The sequence below is a fragment of the Mesorhizobium sp. NZP2298 genome, from assembly GCF_013170825.1.
GTDB lineage: Bacteria > Pseudomonadota > Alphaproteobacteria > Rhizobiales > Rhizobiaceae > Mesorhizobium.
The window spans coordinates 4,132,336-4,148,453 of sequence record NZ_CP033365.1; the positions used below are offsets into that span (position 1 = coordinate 4,132,336).

General features: G+C 62.2%; 15 protein-coding genes. 8 read left to right on the plus strand and 7 right to left on the minus strand.

Annotated elements, in window-relative coordinates; translation table 11 throughout:
* Positions 1–54: 54 nt before the first annotated feature.
* Together EB231_RS19930 and EB231_RS19935 are read right to left on the minus strand one after the other, a co-directional pair.
* The gene (locus tag EB231_RS19930; protein WP_172350371.1) at positions 55–1,965 is read right to left on the minus strand and encodes a PhoX family protein; all 1,911 of its coding nucleotides are present in this window, start codon (positions 1,963–1,965) and stop codon (positions 55–57) included.
* A 118-nt stretch (positions 1,966–2,083) separates the two neighbouring features.
* Positions 2,084–2,491, minus strand: a complete 408-nt coding sequence (locus tag EB231_RS19935) for a hypothetical protein (RefSeq protein WP_172350372.1) — start codon at positions 2,489–2,491, stop codon at positions 2,084–2,086.
* A gap of 313 nt (positions 2,492–2,804) precedes the next feature.
* On the opposite strand from EB231_RS19935, the gene urtA reads away from it, so the two are divergent.
* From urtA to EB231_RS19975, 8 genes are all read left to right on the plus strand, one after another.
* On the plus strand, positions 2,805–4,115 hold the full coding sequence (gene urtA, locus EB231_RS19940; protein WP_140773394.1) for an urea ABC transporter substrate-binding protein: 1,311 nt from the start codon (positions 2,805–2,807) through the stop codon (positions 4,113–4,115).
* A 113-nt stretch (positions 4,116–4,228) separates the two neighbouring features.
* Positions 4,229–5,845 (plus strand): urea ABC transporter permease subunit UrtB, encoded by a 1,617-nt coding sequence (urtB, locus tag EB231_RS19945; protein WP_172350373.1) that lies wholly within the window; start codon positions 4,229–4,231, stop codon positions 5,843–5,845.
* Positions 5,842–7,071, plus strand: a complete 1,230-nt coding sequence (urtC, locus tag EB231_RS19950; protein ID WP_172350374.1) for an urea ABC transporter permease subunit UrtC — start codon at positions 5,842–5,844, stop codon at positions 7,069–7,071. The genes urtB and urtC overlap by 4 nt, the downstream gene beginning before the upstream one ends.
* Positions 7,072–7,074: 3 nt before the next feature.
* Positions 7,075–7,821 carry an urea ABC transporter ATP-binding protein UrtD gene (urtD, locus tag EB231_RS19955; protein ID WP_056576773.1) on the plus strand — a complete coding sequence of 249 codons (747 nt, stop codon included), beginning with the start codon at positions 7,075–7,077 and terminating at the stop codon, positions 7,819–7,821.
* Between the two features lie 71 nt (positions 7,822–7,892).
* Complete coding sequence (gene urtE, locus EB231_RS19960) at positions 7,893–8,588, plus strand: urea ABC transporter ATP-binding subunit UrtE (protein ID WP_172350375.1); 696 nt, start codon at positions 7,893–7,895, stop codon at positions 8,586–8,588.
* Positions 8,589–8,855: 267 nt separating this feature from the next.
* A complete protein-coding gene (locus EB231_RS19965) occupies positions 8,856–9,032 on the plus strand; it encodes a hypothetical protein (protein ID WP_172350376.1) in 177 nt (58 codons plus the stop codon).
* Between the two features lie 132 nt (positions 9,033–9,164).
* Positions 9,165–9,509, plus strand: coding sequence for an ester cyclase (locus EB231_RS19970; protein ID WP_172350377.1), 345 nt, complete (start codon positions 9,165–9,167; stop codon positions 9,507–9,509).
* A 42-nt stretch (positions 9,510–9,551) separates the two neighbouring features.
* On the plus strand, positions 9,552–9,923 hold the full coding sequence (locus EB231_RS19975) for a DUF4260 domain-containing protein (RefSeq protein WP_172350378.1): 372 nt from the start codon (positions 9,552–9,554) through the stop codon (positions 9,921–9,923).
* Between the two features lie 6 nt (positions 9,924–9,929).
* Here EB231_RS19975 and EB231_RS19980 read toward each other — a convergent pair whose 3' ends face one another.
* The 5 genes from EB231_RS19980 to uvrA all read right to left on the minus strand — a co-directional run bounded on the left by EB231_RS19980 (position 9,930) and on the right by uvrA (position 15,891).
* Complete coding sequence (locus EB231_RS19980) at positions 9,930–11,078, minus strand: GGDEF domain-containing protein (RefSeq protein WP_172350379.1); 1,149 nt, start codon at positions 11,076–11,078, stop codon at positions 9,930–9,932.
* A 170-nt stretch (positions 11,079–11,248) separates the two neighbouring features.
* The gene (locus tag EB231_RS19985) at positions 11,249–12,055 is read right to left on the minus strand and encodes a DUF72 domain-containing protein (RefSeq protein ID WP_172350380.1); all 807 of its coding nucleotides are present in this window, start codon (positions 12,053–12,055) and stop codon (positions 11,249–11,251) included.
* A gap of 43 nt (positions 12,056–12,098) precedes the next feature.
* Entirely contained in the window at positions 12,099–12,563 is a 465-nt protein-coding gene (locus EB231_RS19990; RefSeq protein ID WP_172350381.1) for a GNAT family N-acetyltransferase, read from the minus strand.
* Positions 12,560–12,970 carry a DUF302 domain-containing protein gene (locus EB231_RS19995; RefSeq protein WP_172350382.1) on the minus strand — a complete coding sequence of 137 codons (411 nt, stop codon included), beginning with the start codon at positions 12,968–12,970 and terminating at the stop codon, positions 12,560–12,562. Before EB231_RS19995 ends, EB231_RS19990 begins: the two co-directional genes overlap by 4 nt.
* Positions 12,970–15,891: an excinuclease ABC subunit UvrA gene (gene uvrA / locus EB231_RS20000; protein WP_172350383.1), complete on the minus strand. Its 2,922-nt coding sequence runs from the start codon at positions 15,889–15,891 to the stop codon at positions 12,970–12,972. The genes EB231_RS19995 and uvrA overlap by 1 nt, the downstream gene beginning before the upstream one ends.
* Between the last annotated feature and the right edge of the window lie 227 nt (positions 15,892–16,118).

The window sequence follows — 16,118 nt, forward strand, 5'->3', positions numbered from 1 at the left end:
TGCCTGCTGGCGCGGAACCTGACCGGGTTCCGCGCCTTTTTTTGTGCTGGAACCTTATGCCCCGACCGGCTGGCCGTCCTTGCGACGGATGGCGACCACCGATGGCCTCGGCGGCTGGCCGTCCCGGAAATCTGGCCACAGGGACTGCGCCTTGTCGAGTGTTTCGGCATCCTCGGAGGGGTGCTGCACCGAAAGGAACAGCGTCGTGCCATCCGGCGTGAAGCAAGGGCCGGTCGCTTCCGCGCCATGCGGGCAGGTGAACAAGAGCTTCGGCAAGCCGCGCGCCGCACCTTCCGTGTCGACGCCATAGACGCCGTCCGGCAGGCCGAAATCATTGGCGCCGTCGGTCGCCACCCAGAGCCGGCCGGCCGGGTCGAAGGTGATGTTGTCAGGGCAGACGAACCAGCCATTGTCCGACGTCTCGGGATGGAAGGTTGCGCCGACCTTGGTGTCCTTTGGATTGCCGCAGAGCACGAACAGGTCCCAAGCGTATTTGTCGGCGGTATGGTCGGCCTCGGCGCCGCGGCCCCCGGGCGGGATCAGCTCGACGATATGACCCCAGAGGTTTTCGGGCCGCGTGTTGGCCGGATTGACCTTGGATTCGTCTCGCTTCTTGTTCTTGGTCATGACGGCGTAGACGCGGCCGGTGACCGGATTGGTCTCGATGTCCTCCGGCCGGTCCATCGGGGTCGCGCCGAGCGCGTCCGCCGCCAGCCGTGTCTTCAACAGCACCTCGGCCTGGTCGGCGAAGCCGTTCTCGGCGGTGAGCTTGCCCTGACCATGAACCAGCGGCAGCCATGTCAGCGAGCCATCGGCGTCGTAACGGGCGACCGAGAGCACGCCATCGTCCAGAAGGCCGTTGCCGGAAGCCGGGTTCGCCTTGTCGTAAGCCTTGTTCGAGACGTAGCGGTACATGTATTCGAAATAGTCGTCGTCGCCCATGTAGACGACGATGCGGCCGTCCTTGTTGAGGACGACCGTGGAGGCCTCATGCGACATGCGGCCAAGGGCCGTGCGCTTCACCGGCTTCGATTGGGGATCATAAGGGTCGATCTCGACCACCCAGTCGAAGCGGTTCGGCTCGTTCGGCTCCTTGTCGATGTTGAAGCGGTCATGGAAACGGCCACGGCCGTAGATGTCGGAGCCATCAAAGCCATAGCGGTCGAGAATGTCAGCGGTCGGTGCCTTCTTCGGATCGCCGCCGAACAGGTCGGAAACGCCTTCCTCACAAGTCAGCACGGTGCCCCAGGGGGTAAAGCCGCCGCTGCAATTGTAGCTGGTGCCGAGCACCTTCGTGCCGGTCGCGTCGGCGGACGTCCTGAGCAGCGCGTGGCCGGCTGCCGGCCCGGAAACGGTCATCTCGGTGTTGGCCGTGATGCGGCGATTGAGCGGACTGTCCTCGACGGTTTGCCACTTGCCGTCCTTGAACATGACCTCGACGATCGAGTGGCCCATCGCCGCAAGGCCGAGATCGACCTGCTCCTTGCTCATCGTCTTGCCGGCGTCGTCCTCGGTCATGCCGGGAAACATGACATTGGGCGAGATGTATTCGTTGTTGACGCAAAGCAGGCCGTGATCGGAGTTCACCGAGCCCTTGGGCAACGGCAGGAAGGCGATGTAATCGCAATTGTAGCCGAAACGCTTTTCCTGTTCGGCGGCCGCGACCGTGTTGCCGTCGAAATCCGGGAGACCAGCGACGAGCGGATCGCCCCAGCGTGCGACGATTGTTGTTTCATAGCCTTCGGCGGCGGCATGGGTCTTGTCATAGACCCGCTTCAGTTCGGGAAAGCCCAGCGTGGAAAGCGCGGTGGCATGCGTTTCGCCGGCGAACAACGAGCCGACAAAGCTGCCGCCGGCGATCAGCGCGCCGGAAGCGAGGCCGCCTTTTAGGAGCGTACGGCGCGAGACGCGCTCGGCGATGATTTCGCGAATGACAGGGGAGGATGAAAACGGGAAGTTGGCCATGTGTCTGCCTCTCGATGTGGATGGGTGACGGCGCACCGCTGCCTATCCAGCTTCGGCAACATCCAGATGACATGAGAGGGCGGGGAGGGCCTGCAGGCCGCGCCCGCCAAGGCGAGGCCTACGGATTGTCTGCCTTGGTGCAGGTCGATGCCGTGAAGGCACCATCGGGCTGCTTCATGATGATGTCGAAGGAGGGCGGGCTCTGGCCGTCCAGCGTTGCCTGGGTCAGCGACAGCGAGTTGCCGCCAGCCGTATAGCCACCGAGCGGTCCCAGCCAGGAGATCACGCCGTTTGCATCCATCTGGTAGTTGTACCCCTGCTGGGCGGCCCCGAAGGTGACCGGACCAGTGTAGACATTGCCCTTGATGGTGATGTCGCCGAGGTTGAGGAACATGCCGAGCAGGTAGACTTCGCAGTGATAGGTGCCATCAGGCATCTTGCCGTCGCTGAAATCGGCCCTTGCGGCCCCGGTTGCCGTGGACAGAAGCACTATGCCGATAGAAATGCGTGAAATCAGGGATGCCATGGCGTCGCTCGGTTGAGACGCGAGCTTGCCCCATTTTTGTGCCGTATCGCAACATTTGTCGTCCACGCGCGGTATGCTGCGATCAAAATCTAGGCATTTGGTCGAATTGAGCGAAAATTAGGCAGATGCCTTGTGCGTTGCGCAAATTTCCCTCAACCAATTTTTAACCGGCTCTCCTTTGTTTGTTCCGCCTAATATAATAACGATCTGATAATATTCGTTTATTTGCCGTTTTTTGGCGTCCAGGCAGCGGTTGGCATGGGGGTTGCATTGTATTGGTGCGGTGCAATCAACCAGCTTGGGAGTCTTCCGTATGAGGGGTAATTTCTCGACAATAACAAAAATGTTCTCGGCAAGCGTGGTCGCCGCTGGCCTGTTGATGTCGGCTCCCGCCAAGGCGGCGGACGACACGATCAAGGTCGGCATTCTCCATTCGCTGTCGGGGACCATGGCGATTTCGGAGACGACGCTGAAGGATGCCATGCTGATGCTCATCGACGAGCAGAACGCCAAGGGCGGCCTGCTCGGCAAGAAGCTTGAAGCCGTTGTCGTCGATCCGGCGTCCAACTGGCCGCTGTTCGCCGAGAAGGCACGCGAGCTGATTTCGAAGGACAAGGTCGCGGCGGTGTTCGGCTGCTGGACCTCGGTGTCGCGCAAATCGGTGCTGCCGGTGTTCTCCGAACTCGACAACATCCTGTTCTATCCCGTCCAGTATGAGGGCGAGGAGAGCGAGCGTAACGTGTTCTATACCGGTGCCGCGCCGAACCAGCAGGCCATTCCGGCGGTCGACTACCTGATGAGCGAGGATGGCGGCTCAGTGAAGCGCTGGGTGCTGGAAGGCACCGACTACGTCTATCCGCGCACCACCAACAAGATCCTCGAAGCCTACCTGAAGTCGAAGGGCGTCGCGGCCGAAGACATCATGGTCAACTACACGCCATTCGGTTTCTCCGACTGGCAGACCGAAGTCTCGGCGATCAAGAAGTTCGGCTCGGCCGGCAAGAAGACCGCCGTCGTCTCGACCGTCAATGGTGACGCCAACGTGCCGTTCTACAAGGAACTCGGCAACCAGGGCATCAAGGCCGAGGATATCCCGGTCATGGCCTTCTCGGTGGGCGAGGAAGAACTGGCCGGTCTCGACACCGCGCCGCTGGTCGGCCATCTCGCCGCCTGGAACTATTTCGAGAGCGTCGACACGCCCGAAAACAAGAAGTTCATCGCCGACTGGCACAAGTTCATCAAGAACGACAAGCGCACCACCAACGACCCGATGGAGGCCCACTATATCGGCTTCAACATGTGGGTGAAGGCGGTCGAGAAGGCCGGTACCACCGATCCGGACAAGGTCATCGACGCCATGATCGGTGTTTCGGTGCCGAACCTGACCGGCGGCTATTCGACGATGATGCCGAACCACCACATCACCAAGCCGGTGCTGATCGGCGAGATCCAGGCCGACGGCCAGTTCGAGACGGTTTCGCGGACGCCTGGCCTGGTCATGGGTGACGAATGGTCCGATTATCTGCCGGACTCCAAGAACCTGATCTCCGATTGGCGCGCGCCCCTGTCCTGCGGCAACTTCAACGTTGCCACGGGCAAGTGCGGCGGCAAGGGAACGAACTGATCCTCCCCGGCCTGGACCGTCAGGTCCAGGCCCATGACCGCAAGCGCGCCGGGCGGGCTTTCTCCTCCAGTCCGCCCGGCGCGAAATCAACCTTTCGGAAGTCACCTGAAGCGATGAACCTGTTCCGCATGATTGGGCTGACGCTGTTGTTCCTGCTGGCGACGCTGTCGTCATCGGGAGCAGGGGAAGCCGAACTGCGTGGCATCATTGCCAAATTCGCGACGGCCAAGGGTTTTTCGGAGATCGGAACTGTCGTTCACGAACTGGCGGCCACCGGTGACCCGGCCGTTGAAGGGACGCTTTCCGCACTCGCCGACGGCAATCTTTATATCCGCAAGGCCGATTCCCTGGTGTTCATAGGCAAGGAAGCCGGCGAAAGCGTCCAGCTTTCCGACCCGCTGAGCGGCGAAGCATCCGGCGAGGCGGCCAAGGACGGCATCACCAAGATCAAGGTCAACAACACGCTGCGCCGCGTCATTCGCGATGCGCTGGGCACGCTGACGCTTGGCGCCAAGGATCCGACCGTCCGCATCGCCGCCGCCGCCACCATGTTCAAGACACCCGACGCCGCCAATATAGAGCCACTCGACGCGGCGATCGCCAAGGAGACGATTGTCAGCGTCAAGGCTCTGCTCGAACAGGCCCGCGCCGCTTCGGTTCTTGTCTCCGACCGTCCGGATGCCGACAAGCTTGCGGCGATCGCACTGATCGGCGCGCGTGGCGACCGCGATGCGGTCTCCTTGCTCACGTCGGTCGAGGCCAACGCCTCGGGCGCCGTGAAGGAAGCCGCGACAGCCGCAATCGCGGACATCAATTCGACATTGGCCCTGTGGGATGCCGGACAGAACATCTGGTACGGTATCTCGCTGGGTTCGGTATTGCTGCTTGCCGCGATCGGGCTCGCCATCACTTTCGGCGTGATGGGCGTCATCAACATGGCGCATGGCGAGATGGTCATGCTGGGTGCCTACACCACCTTCGTCGTCCAGCAGGTGATCCGCACATCCTTTCCCGGCCTGTTCGACTGGTCGCTGGTGATCGCATTGCCGCTTGCCTTTCTGGTCGCCGCACTGGTTGGTCTCGCCATAGAACGCGGCGTCATCCGCTTCCTCTATGGCCGGCCGCTGGAGACGCTGCTGGCGACATGGGGGGTGTCGCTGATCCTGCAGCAGGCGGTGCGCTCGATCTTCGGGCCGACCAACCAGGAGGTCGGCAATCCCTCCTGGATGTCGGGTTCGTTCGATGTCGGCCAGTTGGCCATCACCTGGAACCGTCTGTGGATCCTCGTTTTCGCGCTCACCGTCTTCGGCGTGTTGCTCTACGTGATGAAGCGCACGCCCTGGGGCCTCCAGATGCGGGCCGTCACCGCCAACCGCCGCATGGCCGCCTCGATGGGCATCAGAACGCCATGGGTCGACGCGCTGACCTTCGCGCTGGGGTCCGGCATTGCCGGCATCGCCGGCGTCGCGCTCAGCCAGATCGACAATGTCTCGCCCAATCTCGGCCGCGGCTACATCATCGACAGCTTCATGGTCGTCGTCTTCGGGGGCGTCGGCAATCTATGGGGCACGCTGGTCGGCGCCTTCTCACTCGGCATCGTCAACAAGTTCCTCGAGCCCTATGCCGGCGCGGTGCTCGGCAAGATCGTCGTGCTGGTGCTGATCATCCTGTTCATCCAGAAGCGGCCGCGCGGCCTGTTCGCGCTCAAGGGCAGGGCGGTGGAAGCATGATCACGGGACGCTTCTTCGCCGCCGGCGCGGACCGCCGCATCGCCATCACCATTTTCGTCCTGTTGGCGGCGGCCATCATCGTGCCGCTGCTCAACCTGGCTGTTTCTCCGGCAAGCGCGTTCTACATCCCGTCCTATATCGTGGCGCTGACCGGCAAGTATCTCTGCTATGCGCTGCTGGCGCTCTCGCTGGATCTGGTCTGGGGCTATTGCGGCATCCTCTCGCTTGGCCACGGCGCCTTCTTCGCGCTCGGCGGCTATGCGATGGGCATGTATCTGATGCGCCAGATCGGCTCGCGCGGCGTCTATGGCAACCCGATCCTGCCGGATTTCATGGTGTTCCTGAACTACAAGGAATTGCCCTGGTTCTGGTATGGCTTCAACCATTTCTGGTTCGCCGCGCTCATGGTGCTTGCCGTGCCCGGCCTGCTTGCCTTCGTCTTCGGCTGGTTCGCCTTCCGCAGCCGCGTCACCGGCGTCTATCTCTCGATCATCACCCAGGCGATGACCTATGCCCTGCTGCTGGCCTTCTTCCGCAACGACATGGGTTTCGGCGGCAATAACGGGCTGACCGATTTCAAGGATATTCTGGGCTTCAACGTGCAGGCCGATGCGACCCGTTCGGCTCTTTTCGCCGTCAGCGCGGCGATGCTGGCGCTCGCCGTGTTCGTTACCTGGGCGATCGTCGGTTCCAAATACGGCAAGCTCCTGATGGCGGTGCGCGACGCCGAGAGCCGCACGCGCTTCCTCGGCTGGCGGGCAGAGAACGTGAAACTGTTTGCCTTCACCGTCTCGGCCGTCATGGCCGGCATTGCCGGCGCGCTCTACGTGCCGCAGGTCGGCATCATCAATCCCGGCGAATTCGAGCCGTCCAATTCGATCGAGGTGGTGATCTGGGCGGCCGTCGGCGGGCGTGGCACCATTGTCGGGCCGATCATCGGTGCGCTGCTGGTCAATGCCGGCAAATCCTGGTTCACCGGCGTGCTGCCGGAACTCTGGCTGTTTGCGCTGGGCGGGTTGTTCGTCGCCGTCACGCTGCTCTTGCCGAAGGGTATCATCGGCATGTGGGATTCCTGGCGCGGCAACGCCAGGGCCTTGCGGGCGGCATCGCTGGCCGAAGAGGCCGGCACCGATGGCGACCCGGCGCCGGCGAAGATCGTTCGCAGCGCGGCGACAAAGCCCGGCGACTGGTCGTCGTCCAGCCACGAACCGCAGCCGGCGGAGTAAGCGATGTCGAAGTCGAACACCATCCTTTACCTCGACGGCGTCTCGGTCTCCTTCGACGGTTTTCGCGCCATCAACAACCTGTCTCTTGTGCTCGACAAGGGCGAGATGCGCGCCATTATCGGCCCCAACGGCGCCGGCAAGACGACGATGATGGACATCGTGACAGGCAAGACGCGGCCCGACGAAGGCGAAGTGTTCTTCGACGGCCAGGTGGATCTCACAAGGCATGACGAGGCCGAGATCGCCATGATGGGCATCGGCCGCAAATTCCAGAAGCCGACGGTCTTCGAGAGCCACACGATCGAGGAAAATCTGATGCTGGCGCTGAAGGGGCCGCGCTCGATCTTCCCGGCGCTGTTCCACCGCCGCTCCGCCGCCGAGGCACGCCAGATCGATGATATTCTTGGCATCATACGGCTGGGCGACAAACGTAACGAACTGGCGGCCAACCTCAGTCACGGCCAGAAGCAGTGGCTGGAGATCGGCATGCTGCTTGCACAGGATCCGAAGCTGCTTCTGGTCGACGAACCGGTGGCCGGGATGACCGATGCCGAGACCGAGGAGACCGCGCGGCTGCTCAAGGACATTGCGCGCGACCATTCGGTCATTGTCGTCGAGCACGACATGCATTTCGTGCGCGAACTCGGCGTCAAGGTGACCTGCCTGCATGAGGGCTCCGTGCTCTCGGAAGGCACACTCGATTTTGTCTCGGCCGACGAGCGTGTCGTCGAAGTCTATCTGGGGAGGTGAGCATGATCTGGCGGGTCCAATTCCATCGCTTCGATCTGGCCTTTCTCCGGTTCTGGAAAAGGCGCTGAGACATGCTCGAGGTTTCAAACGCCACGCTCCACTACGGTGCCGCCCAGGCGTTGCGTGGTGTTTCGCTGAAGGCGGGCGCCGGCAAGATCACCTGCGTGCTCGGCCGCAATGGCGTCGGCAAGACCAGTTTGATGAGATCGATCGTTGGCCATCACAGGCTGACGAGCGGAAGCGTTGCCTTCGAGGGGAAGGCGCTCGACCGGAGCGCGGCGTATGACCGCGCCCGGTCGGGCATCGCATTCGTACCGCAGGGCAGGGAGATCTTTCCCCTGCTCACGGTGCGCGAAAACCTGGAATCCGGCTTTGCGCCATTGAAGCGTGCCGACCGCAACGTGCCGGCGCATGTCTTCGAGCTGTTTCCGGTGCTGAAGCAGATGCTTGGCCGCCGTGGCGGCGATCTTTCCGGCGGCCAGCAGCAGCAACTCGCCATCGGCAGGGCGCTGGTAATGCGGCCGAAGCTTCTGGTGCTGGATGAGCCGACGGAAGGGATCCAGCCGTCGATCATCAAGGATATCGGCCGCGCCATACACTATCTGCGCGACCAGGCCGGCATCGCGGTGCTGCTGGTCGAACAGTATCTCGACTTCTGTCGCGAACTCGCTGACGAGGTCAACATCATGGATCGTGGCCAGATCGTCCACACCGGCCCGGCAGAAGATTTGGACCGGGCTGATGTCCGCAAATTTCTCACGGTCTAGAATCGGCACTTCAGCTTCTGGTTCGAATTCCTTGGCAAGTCCAATATTTCTTTCATCCGGCCATTCGCGTCTCTGGTGCATCAGGGACTGCATGCTAGTCTTTTTCTTGGCTTTGTGAGTCGGCCGCTTCCGTATCAGTCTGGTTATCGCAGATCGAAGGCGCGGCGAAGGCCGGGCAAGTTCCACGCAAGCAAGGCTTCCTAGCTTCCCTCCTGCGATCTCTGTCGTTCAAACGCGTTTGGGCACACAGCAGGCTAAGGGACAGCCATGGAACGTTACATCGAGGACTACCAGAAGCGGCGGCTTACCGAACGCGTCGACATCATCGCCGCCATCAACATCCTGAGGTCACAGGGCTGCGAATACGACGACCTGATCGAGGAGATCACCAAGGTCTTCTACGTCGACCTCGATGCCTTCAATGAGATCGTCATGGCGGCATAGATTGGCCGGGGCCGCCTCGCTATCCCATCGTAAAAGGCCCGGTGTCTGGTCGAAAACTCTTGTCCATAGCCGGCTCGTTTCCTTTCCGACCTGGCTGATATCCACGGCCATCAATCCGGCCCGGGCGATGCCATGCGTTCCAGCAGCACGATCGCTGCTGCCAGCGTCTCGCGGTCGTCCTCGTCCAGAATGTTCTCTAGCCGGACTGCAATCCAACGCGCCCGTGCGGATCGCGATTGCGTCAGGATCGAGGACCAGATCGCAGAGGGCGACATGGTGACGACGCGCAAGTCTGTCACCGGTATTCTCACGGGGCGATTGCTGGGAGCCGGTCCCACGAATGCGCCGATCGCCATCGATGTCATCGATATCGTGCGCGTTCGCGACGACCGCTACGCCGAACACTGGGGCATGAACAATCTGGCCGGCGTCGTGGCCGCGATCCGGGGGGCGACGCATGAAGAGGTCGCCTCTTAGCCGCGAGATCGTCGAACGAGCAAACTCAACAGGGAGCAGATGATGGCCGAGACCGTCCTATGGCAGCGCTTCGAGGGGGCTATCTTGTTCGGGGCAGGTCTCCTGCTCTTCTGGCACGGCAATGGGTCGATACCATGGTGGGGAGCGCTGCTGGCGTTTTTCGCCCCCGACCTCAGCTTCCTTGGCTATCTTCTGGGGGCCAGGACGGGCGCGTTCATCTACAACGCGGTCCACATCTACGGCTTCGGCGCGGCTGTGCTTGCAATTGGCCTCCTCGCGCCGGCTCCGCTTCTTGCCGGTTTCGGATGGCTCTGGATTGCCCATGCGGGATTTGACCGCATGCTGGGCTATGGCCTGAAATTTCCGGAAGGCTTTGACCACACCCATCTTGGCCGCATCGGAAAGCGGCGGTAAGCGAGGTCAGCTCGCGCGTCGGAACGGGGAGGCAGTGACACGGTTGCGGCCGCCACGCTTGGCGTCATAGAGCGCCTTGTCGGCGGCGCTGAGCACCTTGTCGAAGCTGAGGCCTTCTTTGCTGCCGAATGCAAAGCCGGCACTGACCGTGCAGTTCAGGGAACCGTTTTCGGTCTCAATCAAGCGCGTTGCGAAAGCGGTCCGGATGCGCTCCGCGGCTTCTTCAACCGTCTCCGGCAGAGTGCGCTTCAACACCAGCGCGAACTCCTCGCCGCCCATGCGCGCCGCGACGTCGGCCTGGCGAAGATTGCCGGCGAGTTCCCCGGCGAACACTTTCAGCACCTCATCGCCCGCCGCGTGGCCGTATTCGTCGTTGATGGCCTTGAAGTTGTCGAGGTCGAAGACGACGACAGCGGTAAAGGCGCCGACCGGGACACCGCCATGCATGTCGAACAGGGCGCGCCGGTTGAGCAGTCCGGTCAAGGGATCGGTCAGGGCATCGCGGCGATGGTGCCTCGCCAGACGACCCTGATTGAGCGCAAGCGACAGGGCGCCAATACCCGTCATGCTGGCGATGACCACGATGAGGCTCAGTTCCTCCGCCCAGTTGCTTGGTGCGTGCCCCAGGACCAGTTTTCCATCCCAGGCAAGAACCATGGCGCAGAGCGCGAAAGACGTGGCGGTGGCCGAATAGAGCGCGGTGATGCCGATCGTCAGGGCAGGGGCCTCGTTCCGGCACCTCCAATATTCGAATGCGGTGGCGAACAGAAGCAAGGCCGCGAACGAGTTCTCGAATATGAAGCCCAGGCCGTCATAGCCCAGCGCCATGGGGGGCAGCGTCACCACCAGCGAAATACAACCCAACAGCGTTCGCCTGACCGGTGAATCGCCCGTTCTGAACTGATAGGCAGCGCCCAGCATGGTTGAAAAGCCGATCAGCAGGAAACCCAGCGCGGCGATGCCGAGCAGCCGCCCGGGCATGTCGATATAGGCGTCATAGAAGAAGATATCGCCGACCACGAACACGAGGCTTATTGCCCATGTCAGCAGAAAACGCTCCGAACGGGCGGTTAGCCACATGCCGAACAATGTCAAACTCAGGCAGGCCGCGGAGAATCCGACAGCCAGCAGAAGCGAAGTGTAGTCGAGCGACATGCCCCTCTTTCCTTGCCGGCGGCGGTTCCAGTTCTGCGGCTTGGCGTCGCCGCATTCATGCAGCAAGGAAGTGTCGATAAGGTTACGATGGCGGCGAAGATGCCATCAAAAGGCGCTTTGCCAAGGGCAAGACGCATAGGTGGCGCTTATGGCATGTGGCCTGTTGCTCGTCAGTCCGCCAACCGTTTCATCAGCGCCATCGCCCCGAAGGGCGCGCGCACCTTGCCCTCGGTGATGAAGTAGACGAACACGTCGCGCGGCTGCACCGGAGCGTCGGTGGCGGGGTCGACACGCCGCAGGTCGGCCGGCTGCTTTCCTTCCGCCCAGATCCTTGCACGTGCCGCCCATTCATCGAGCCCCTTCGGCGTATAGCAGTCGGGATTGTCGTCTGAGCCGGTCTGCAGCCGGGCGTAAATGAAATCGCCGGTCACATCGGCGATATCAGGATATTTGGCATGGTCGGCATAGACGATCGCAGCCTTGTATTTGCGCGCGAGCGCGGCGAATTCCTGCACGATGAAACTGTCATTGCGCACTTCGAGTGCGTGGCGAAGCGCGACACCATCCTGCTTTTCCGGCAGCAGTTTCAAGAAGGCTTCGAAATCGTCCGGATCGAATTTCTTGGTCGGCGCGAACTGCCACAGGATCGGACCGAGCTTGTCGCCCAGAGCGGCAACGCCGGAACCGAGGAAGCGCAACATCGATTCACCGGCTTCGCCCAGTACACGCCGGTTGGTGACGAAGCGGTTGCCTTTCAGCGAATAGACAAAGCCGTCCGGTGCCTCGCTGGCCCATTTGACGAAGGTCGGTTCCTTGAAACTGGAATAATAGGTGCCGTTGACCTCGATGCTCGGCACCTGCCGGCTGGCGTATTGCAACTGCTTGGCCTTCGGAAGCTTGTCCGGATAAAAGGACGTGTCCCAAGGCTCGAAGGTCCAGCCGCCCATGCCGGAGCGGATTGTTCCCGATTTGCTCATTGTCGTCCTCCCGAATGCAGAAGTCTGGCCAAATTCAGAAAAATCAGACCGTCGTGGTTTCGTCGACCGGTTTTGCCATGTCGACCAGCACCCATCCTGGCCTGTAAGGATTGGGCCGGCGACCCGTTTCGCGATAGCCGTAAGCGAGATAGAGCGCGATGTTCCGTTCCATTTTCGCATTGGTGTAGAGCCGTATCTCCGGCAGGCCCCATAAGCGCGTCTGTTGATCCGCGTGATTGAGCAGCTTTATGCCGAAACCCTTGCCCTGGAAGGTGGGCGACACCGCGACGGAGAAGATCATCGCGTGATCCTCGTGCCGCTCCAGTGTGAGCACTCCGGCAAGCCCATCGCCGCTCTCCAGCAGCCAGACCTCGCCGTTGGCGATGCGCGGCGCATAGTCCTCGGTCACCGGGATCGGCGGTGCGTCGAGTATGGCGTTGTAGGGAGCGTAGGCTGCTTCCGTCAGCGCGACGATCGCGGCGAGATCTTCGGAGTGGGCAAGCCTCATGATTGATCCATTCCAGTGGCAGCGGCGATCGCCTTCTTCATGCCGGCAGCCATCGCCGCGACCGCGGCGCGGCTGGCTTCGCCCAGGCCATGGCGCGCGGCGATCCAGTTCGGATCATTGTAAGACAGCCAGATCTTGCCGTCCTCATCCTCCCAGGCCAGCGCCTTCACTGGCAGGTCGATGCCGGCAAGTTGCCTGTCCTGCATAAGCGGTGTGCCGCCTCTGGGGTTGCCGAAAACCAGCAACTCGGTCGGCCGCAGCGAGGCGCCGACATCGCGCGCGCCGGCGGCATGATCGATGCGTGCGAAGACGAGCAGGCCCGCGCGCTTGACCACCTCAGCAAGGCGATCGATGGTTTCGGTCACGCCAAAACGGCTCTGGGCCGTGATCAGACCATCCTCAGCCATCACTCAGCCGCTTCGCGTTTGCCTCCGGGGCGCCGCTCCAGCAGCTCCTTGAGGAACTGGCCGGTGTAGCTGCGCTTTTCGCGCACGATCGCTTCCGGCGTGCCCGAGGCAACCAGTTCGCCGCCGCCATCGCCGCCTTCGGGACCGAGATCGAGCACCCAATCGGCGGTCTTGATCACTTCGAGATTGTGCTCGATGACCACCACCGTGTTGCCCTGGTCGACCAGTTCATGCAGCACTTCCAACAGCTTGGCGACATCATGGAAATGCAGGCCGGTGGTCGGCTCGTCGAGGATGTAGAGCGTCTTGCCGGTCGCCTTGCGCGACAGTTCCTTGGCGAGCTTGATGCGCTGCGCCTCGCCGCCCGACAGCGTCGTCGCCTGCTGGCCGATATGGATGTAGCCGAGGCCGACCTGCTTCAGCGTGTCGAGCTTGTCGCGCACGCCGGGTACGGCGGCGAAGAAGTCGACGCCTTCCTCGACCGTCATGTCGAGCACGTCGGCGATCGACTTGCCCTTGAACAGCACGTCGAGCGTCTCGCGGTTGTAGCGCTTGCCGTGGCAGACGTCGCAGGTGACGTAGACGTCGGGCAGGAAGTGCATTTCGATCTTGATGACGCCGTCGCCCTGGCAGGCCTCGCAGCGGCCGCCCTTGACGTTGAAGGAGAAACGCCCCGGCTGATAGCCGCGCGCCTTGGCCTCCGGCAGGCCCGCGAACCAGTCGCGGATCGGCGTGAAGGCGCCGGTATAGGTGGCCGGGTTCGAACGCGGTGTCCGCCCGATCGGTGACTGGTCGATGTCGATGACCTTGTCGAGGAATTCGAGCCCCTCGATGCGGTCATGCTCGGCCGGATGCTCGCGCGAACCCATGATGCGGCGCGAGGCCGCCTTGAACAGCGTCTCGATCAGGAAGGTCGACTTGCCGCCGCCCGACACGCCGGTGACGGCGGTGAAGGTGCCGAGCGGGATTTCGGCGGTGACGTTCTTCAGATTGTTGCCGCGGGCGCCGACGACCTTCAGGCGCCGGTTTTTTTTCGCCTCACGCCGAACACCAGGGGTGGCGACTTCAAGCGCGCCCGACAGATACTTGCCGGTGATCGAGTTGGGGTTGGCCATCACCTGCTGCGGCGTGCCCTGGGCGATGATCTCGCCGCCATGGATGCCGGCCGCCGGTCCCATGTCAACGACATAGTCGGCATGCAGGATGGCGTCCTCATCATGTTCGACGACGATCACCGTGTTGCCGATGTCGCGCAGATGCTTCAGCGTATCGAGCAGGCGCGCATTGTCGCGCTGGTGCAGGCCGATCGACGGCTCGTCCAGCACATAGAGCACGCCGGTCAGGCCGGAACCGATCTGCGAGGCCAGCCGGATGCGCTGGCTCTCGCCCCCCGACAGCGTGCCGGAATTGCGCGACAGCGTCAGATAGTCGAGCCCGACATCGTTGAGGAACCGCAGGCGTTCTCGGATTTCCTTGAGTACGCGCACCGCGATCTCGTTCTGCTGGTCGTTGAGATGTGGCGGCAGGTCGGTAAACCACTGGTCGGCCTTGCGGATCGAAAGCTCGGTGACTTCGCCGATATGCTTGCCGGCGATCTTCACGGCCAGCGACTCGGGCTTCAGCCGGTAGCCCTTGCAGGCGGGGCAGGGCGTTGCCGACATGAAGCGCTCGATCTCCTCGCGCATCCAGGCGGATTCGGTCTCCTTCCAGCGCCGCTCGAGATTGGGGATGACGCCTTCGAAGGTCTTGGTCGTCTTGTAGGAGCGCAGCCCGTCATCATACTGGAAGGTGACTTCCCGCTCGCCGGTGCCGCGCAGAATCGCGTCCTGGGCCTCGGTGCTCAGATCCTTGAACTTGTCGCCGAGCTTGAAATTGTAAGCCTTGCCCAATGCCTCGAGCGTTTGCACGTAATAGGGCGAGGTCGACTTCGCCCACGGGCTGACGGCGCCGTCGCGCAGCGACACGTTTTCGTCCGGCACAACGAGATTGGGGTCGATGGCGCGCTGGCTGCCGAGACCGTCGCAGGTCGGGCAGGCCCCGAACGGATTGTTGAACGAGAACAGCCGCGGCTCGATCTCGGGAATGGTGAAACCGGATACCGGGCAAGCAAACTTTTCCGAAAACAGGATGCGCTCATGCGTCTCGTTCTTGGACTTGTTGACCGAATCCTCGCCGGTCTGGCTGGAATCGAGCGGCTTGTCGGCAAACTCCGCCACCGCCAGCCCCTCGGCAAGCTTCAGCGCTGTTTCGATGGAGTCGGCAAGACGCGTGGCAAGATCACCGCGCACGACGATGCGGTCAACGACGACGTCGATGTCGTGCTTGTACTTCTTGTCGAGCGCCGGAACATCCGCGATCTCATAGAAGACGCCGTCGACCTTCACGCGCTGAAACCCCTTCTTCTGCAATTCCAGCAATTCCTTGCGGTATTCGCCCTTGCGGCCGCGCACGATCGGCGCCAGCAGGAACAGGCGCGTGCCTTCCTCGAGCGCCAGCACCCGGTCGACCATCTGGCTGACCGTCTGGCTCTCGATCGGCAGGCCGGTGGCCGGCGAGTAGGGCACGCCGACACGGGCAAACAACAGGCGCATGTAGTCGTAGATCTCGGTGACGGTGCCGACCGTCGAGCGCGGGTTCTTCGAGGTGGTTTTCTGCTCGATGGAGATGGCAGGCGATAGGCCGTCGATCTGGTCGACGTCAGGCTTCTGCATCATTTCGAGGAATTGCCTGGCATAGGCCGACAGGCTCTCGACATAGCGGCGCTGGCCTTCGGCATAGATGGTGTCGAAGGCGAGCGACGACTTGCCGGAGCCGGACAGGCCGGTCATGACGATCAGGCTGTCACGCGGCAGGTCGAGATCGACGTTCTTCAGATTGTGTTCGCGCGCCCCGCGAATGGAAAGGAATTTATGGTCGGCCATAGCCGGTCGCCGCCTCAGATCTGGAATTCGTGGGATTGGCTGGTTCTTCCCGGCCATCCCCTATGTAGGTCTTTTTGCCGCCACGTCGAGAGACGCCCATAACTCCCGACAGAAGTCGTTTAACCGCCTTTCGCGCGAACGGGCAAGCGGAAAGAACAAAGGCTGAACACGCTCCTGACAAAGCTGTGCAAAAACTGGCACGGCTGTTTTCAGAAAACTGACTGGCA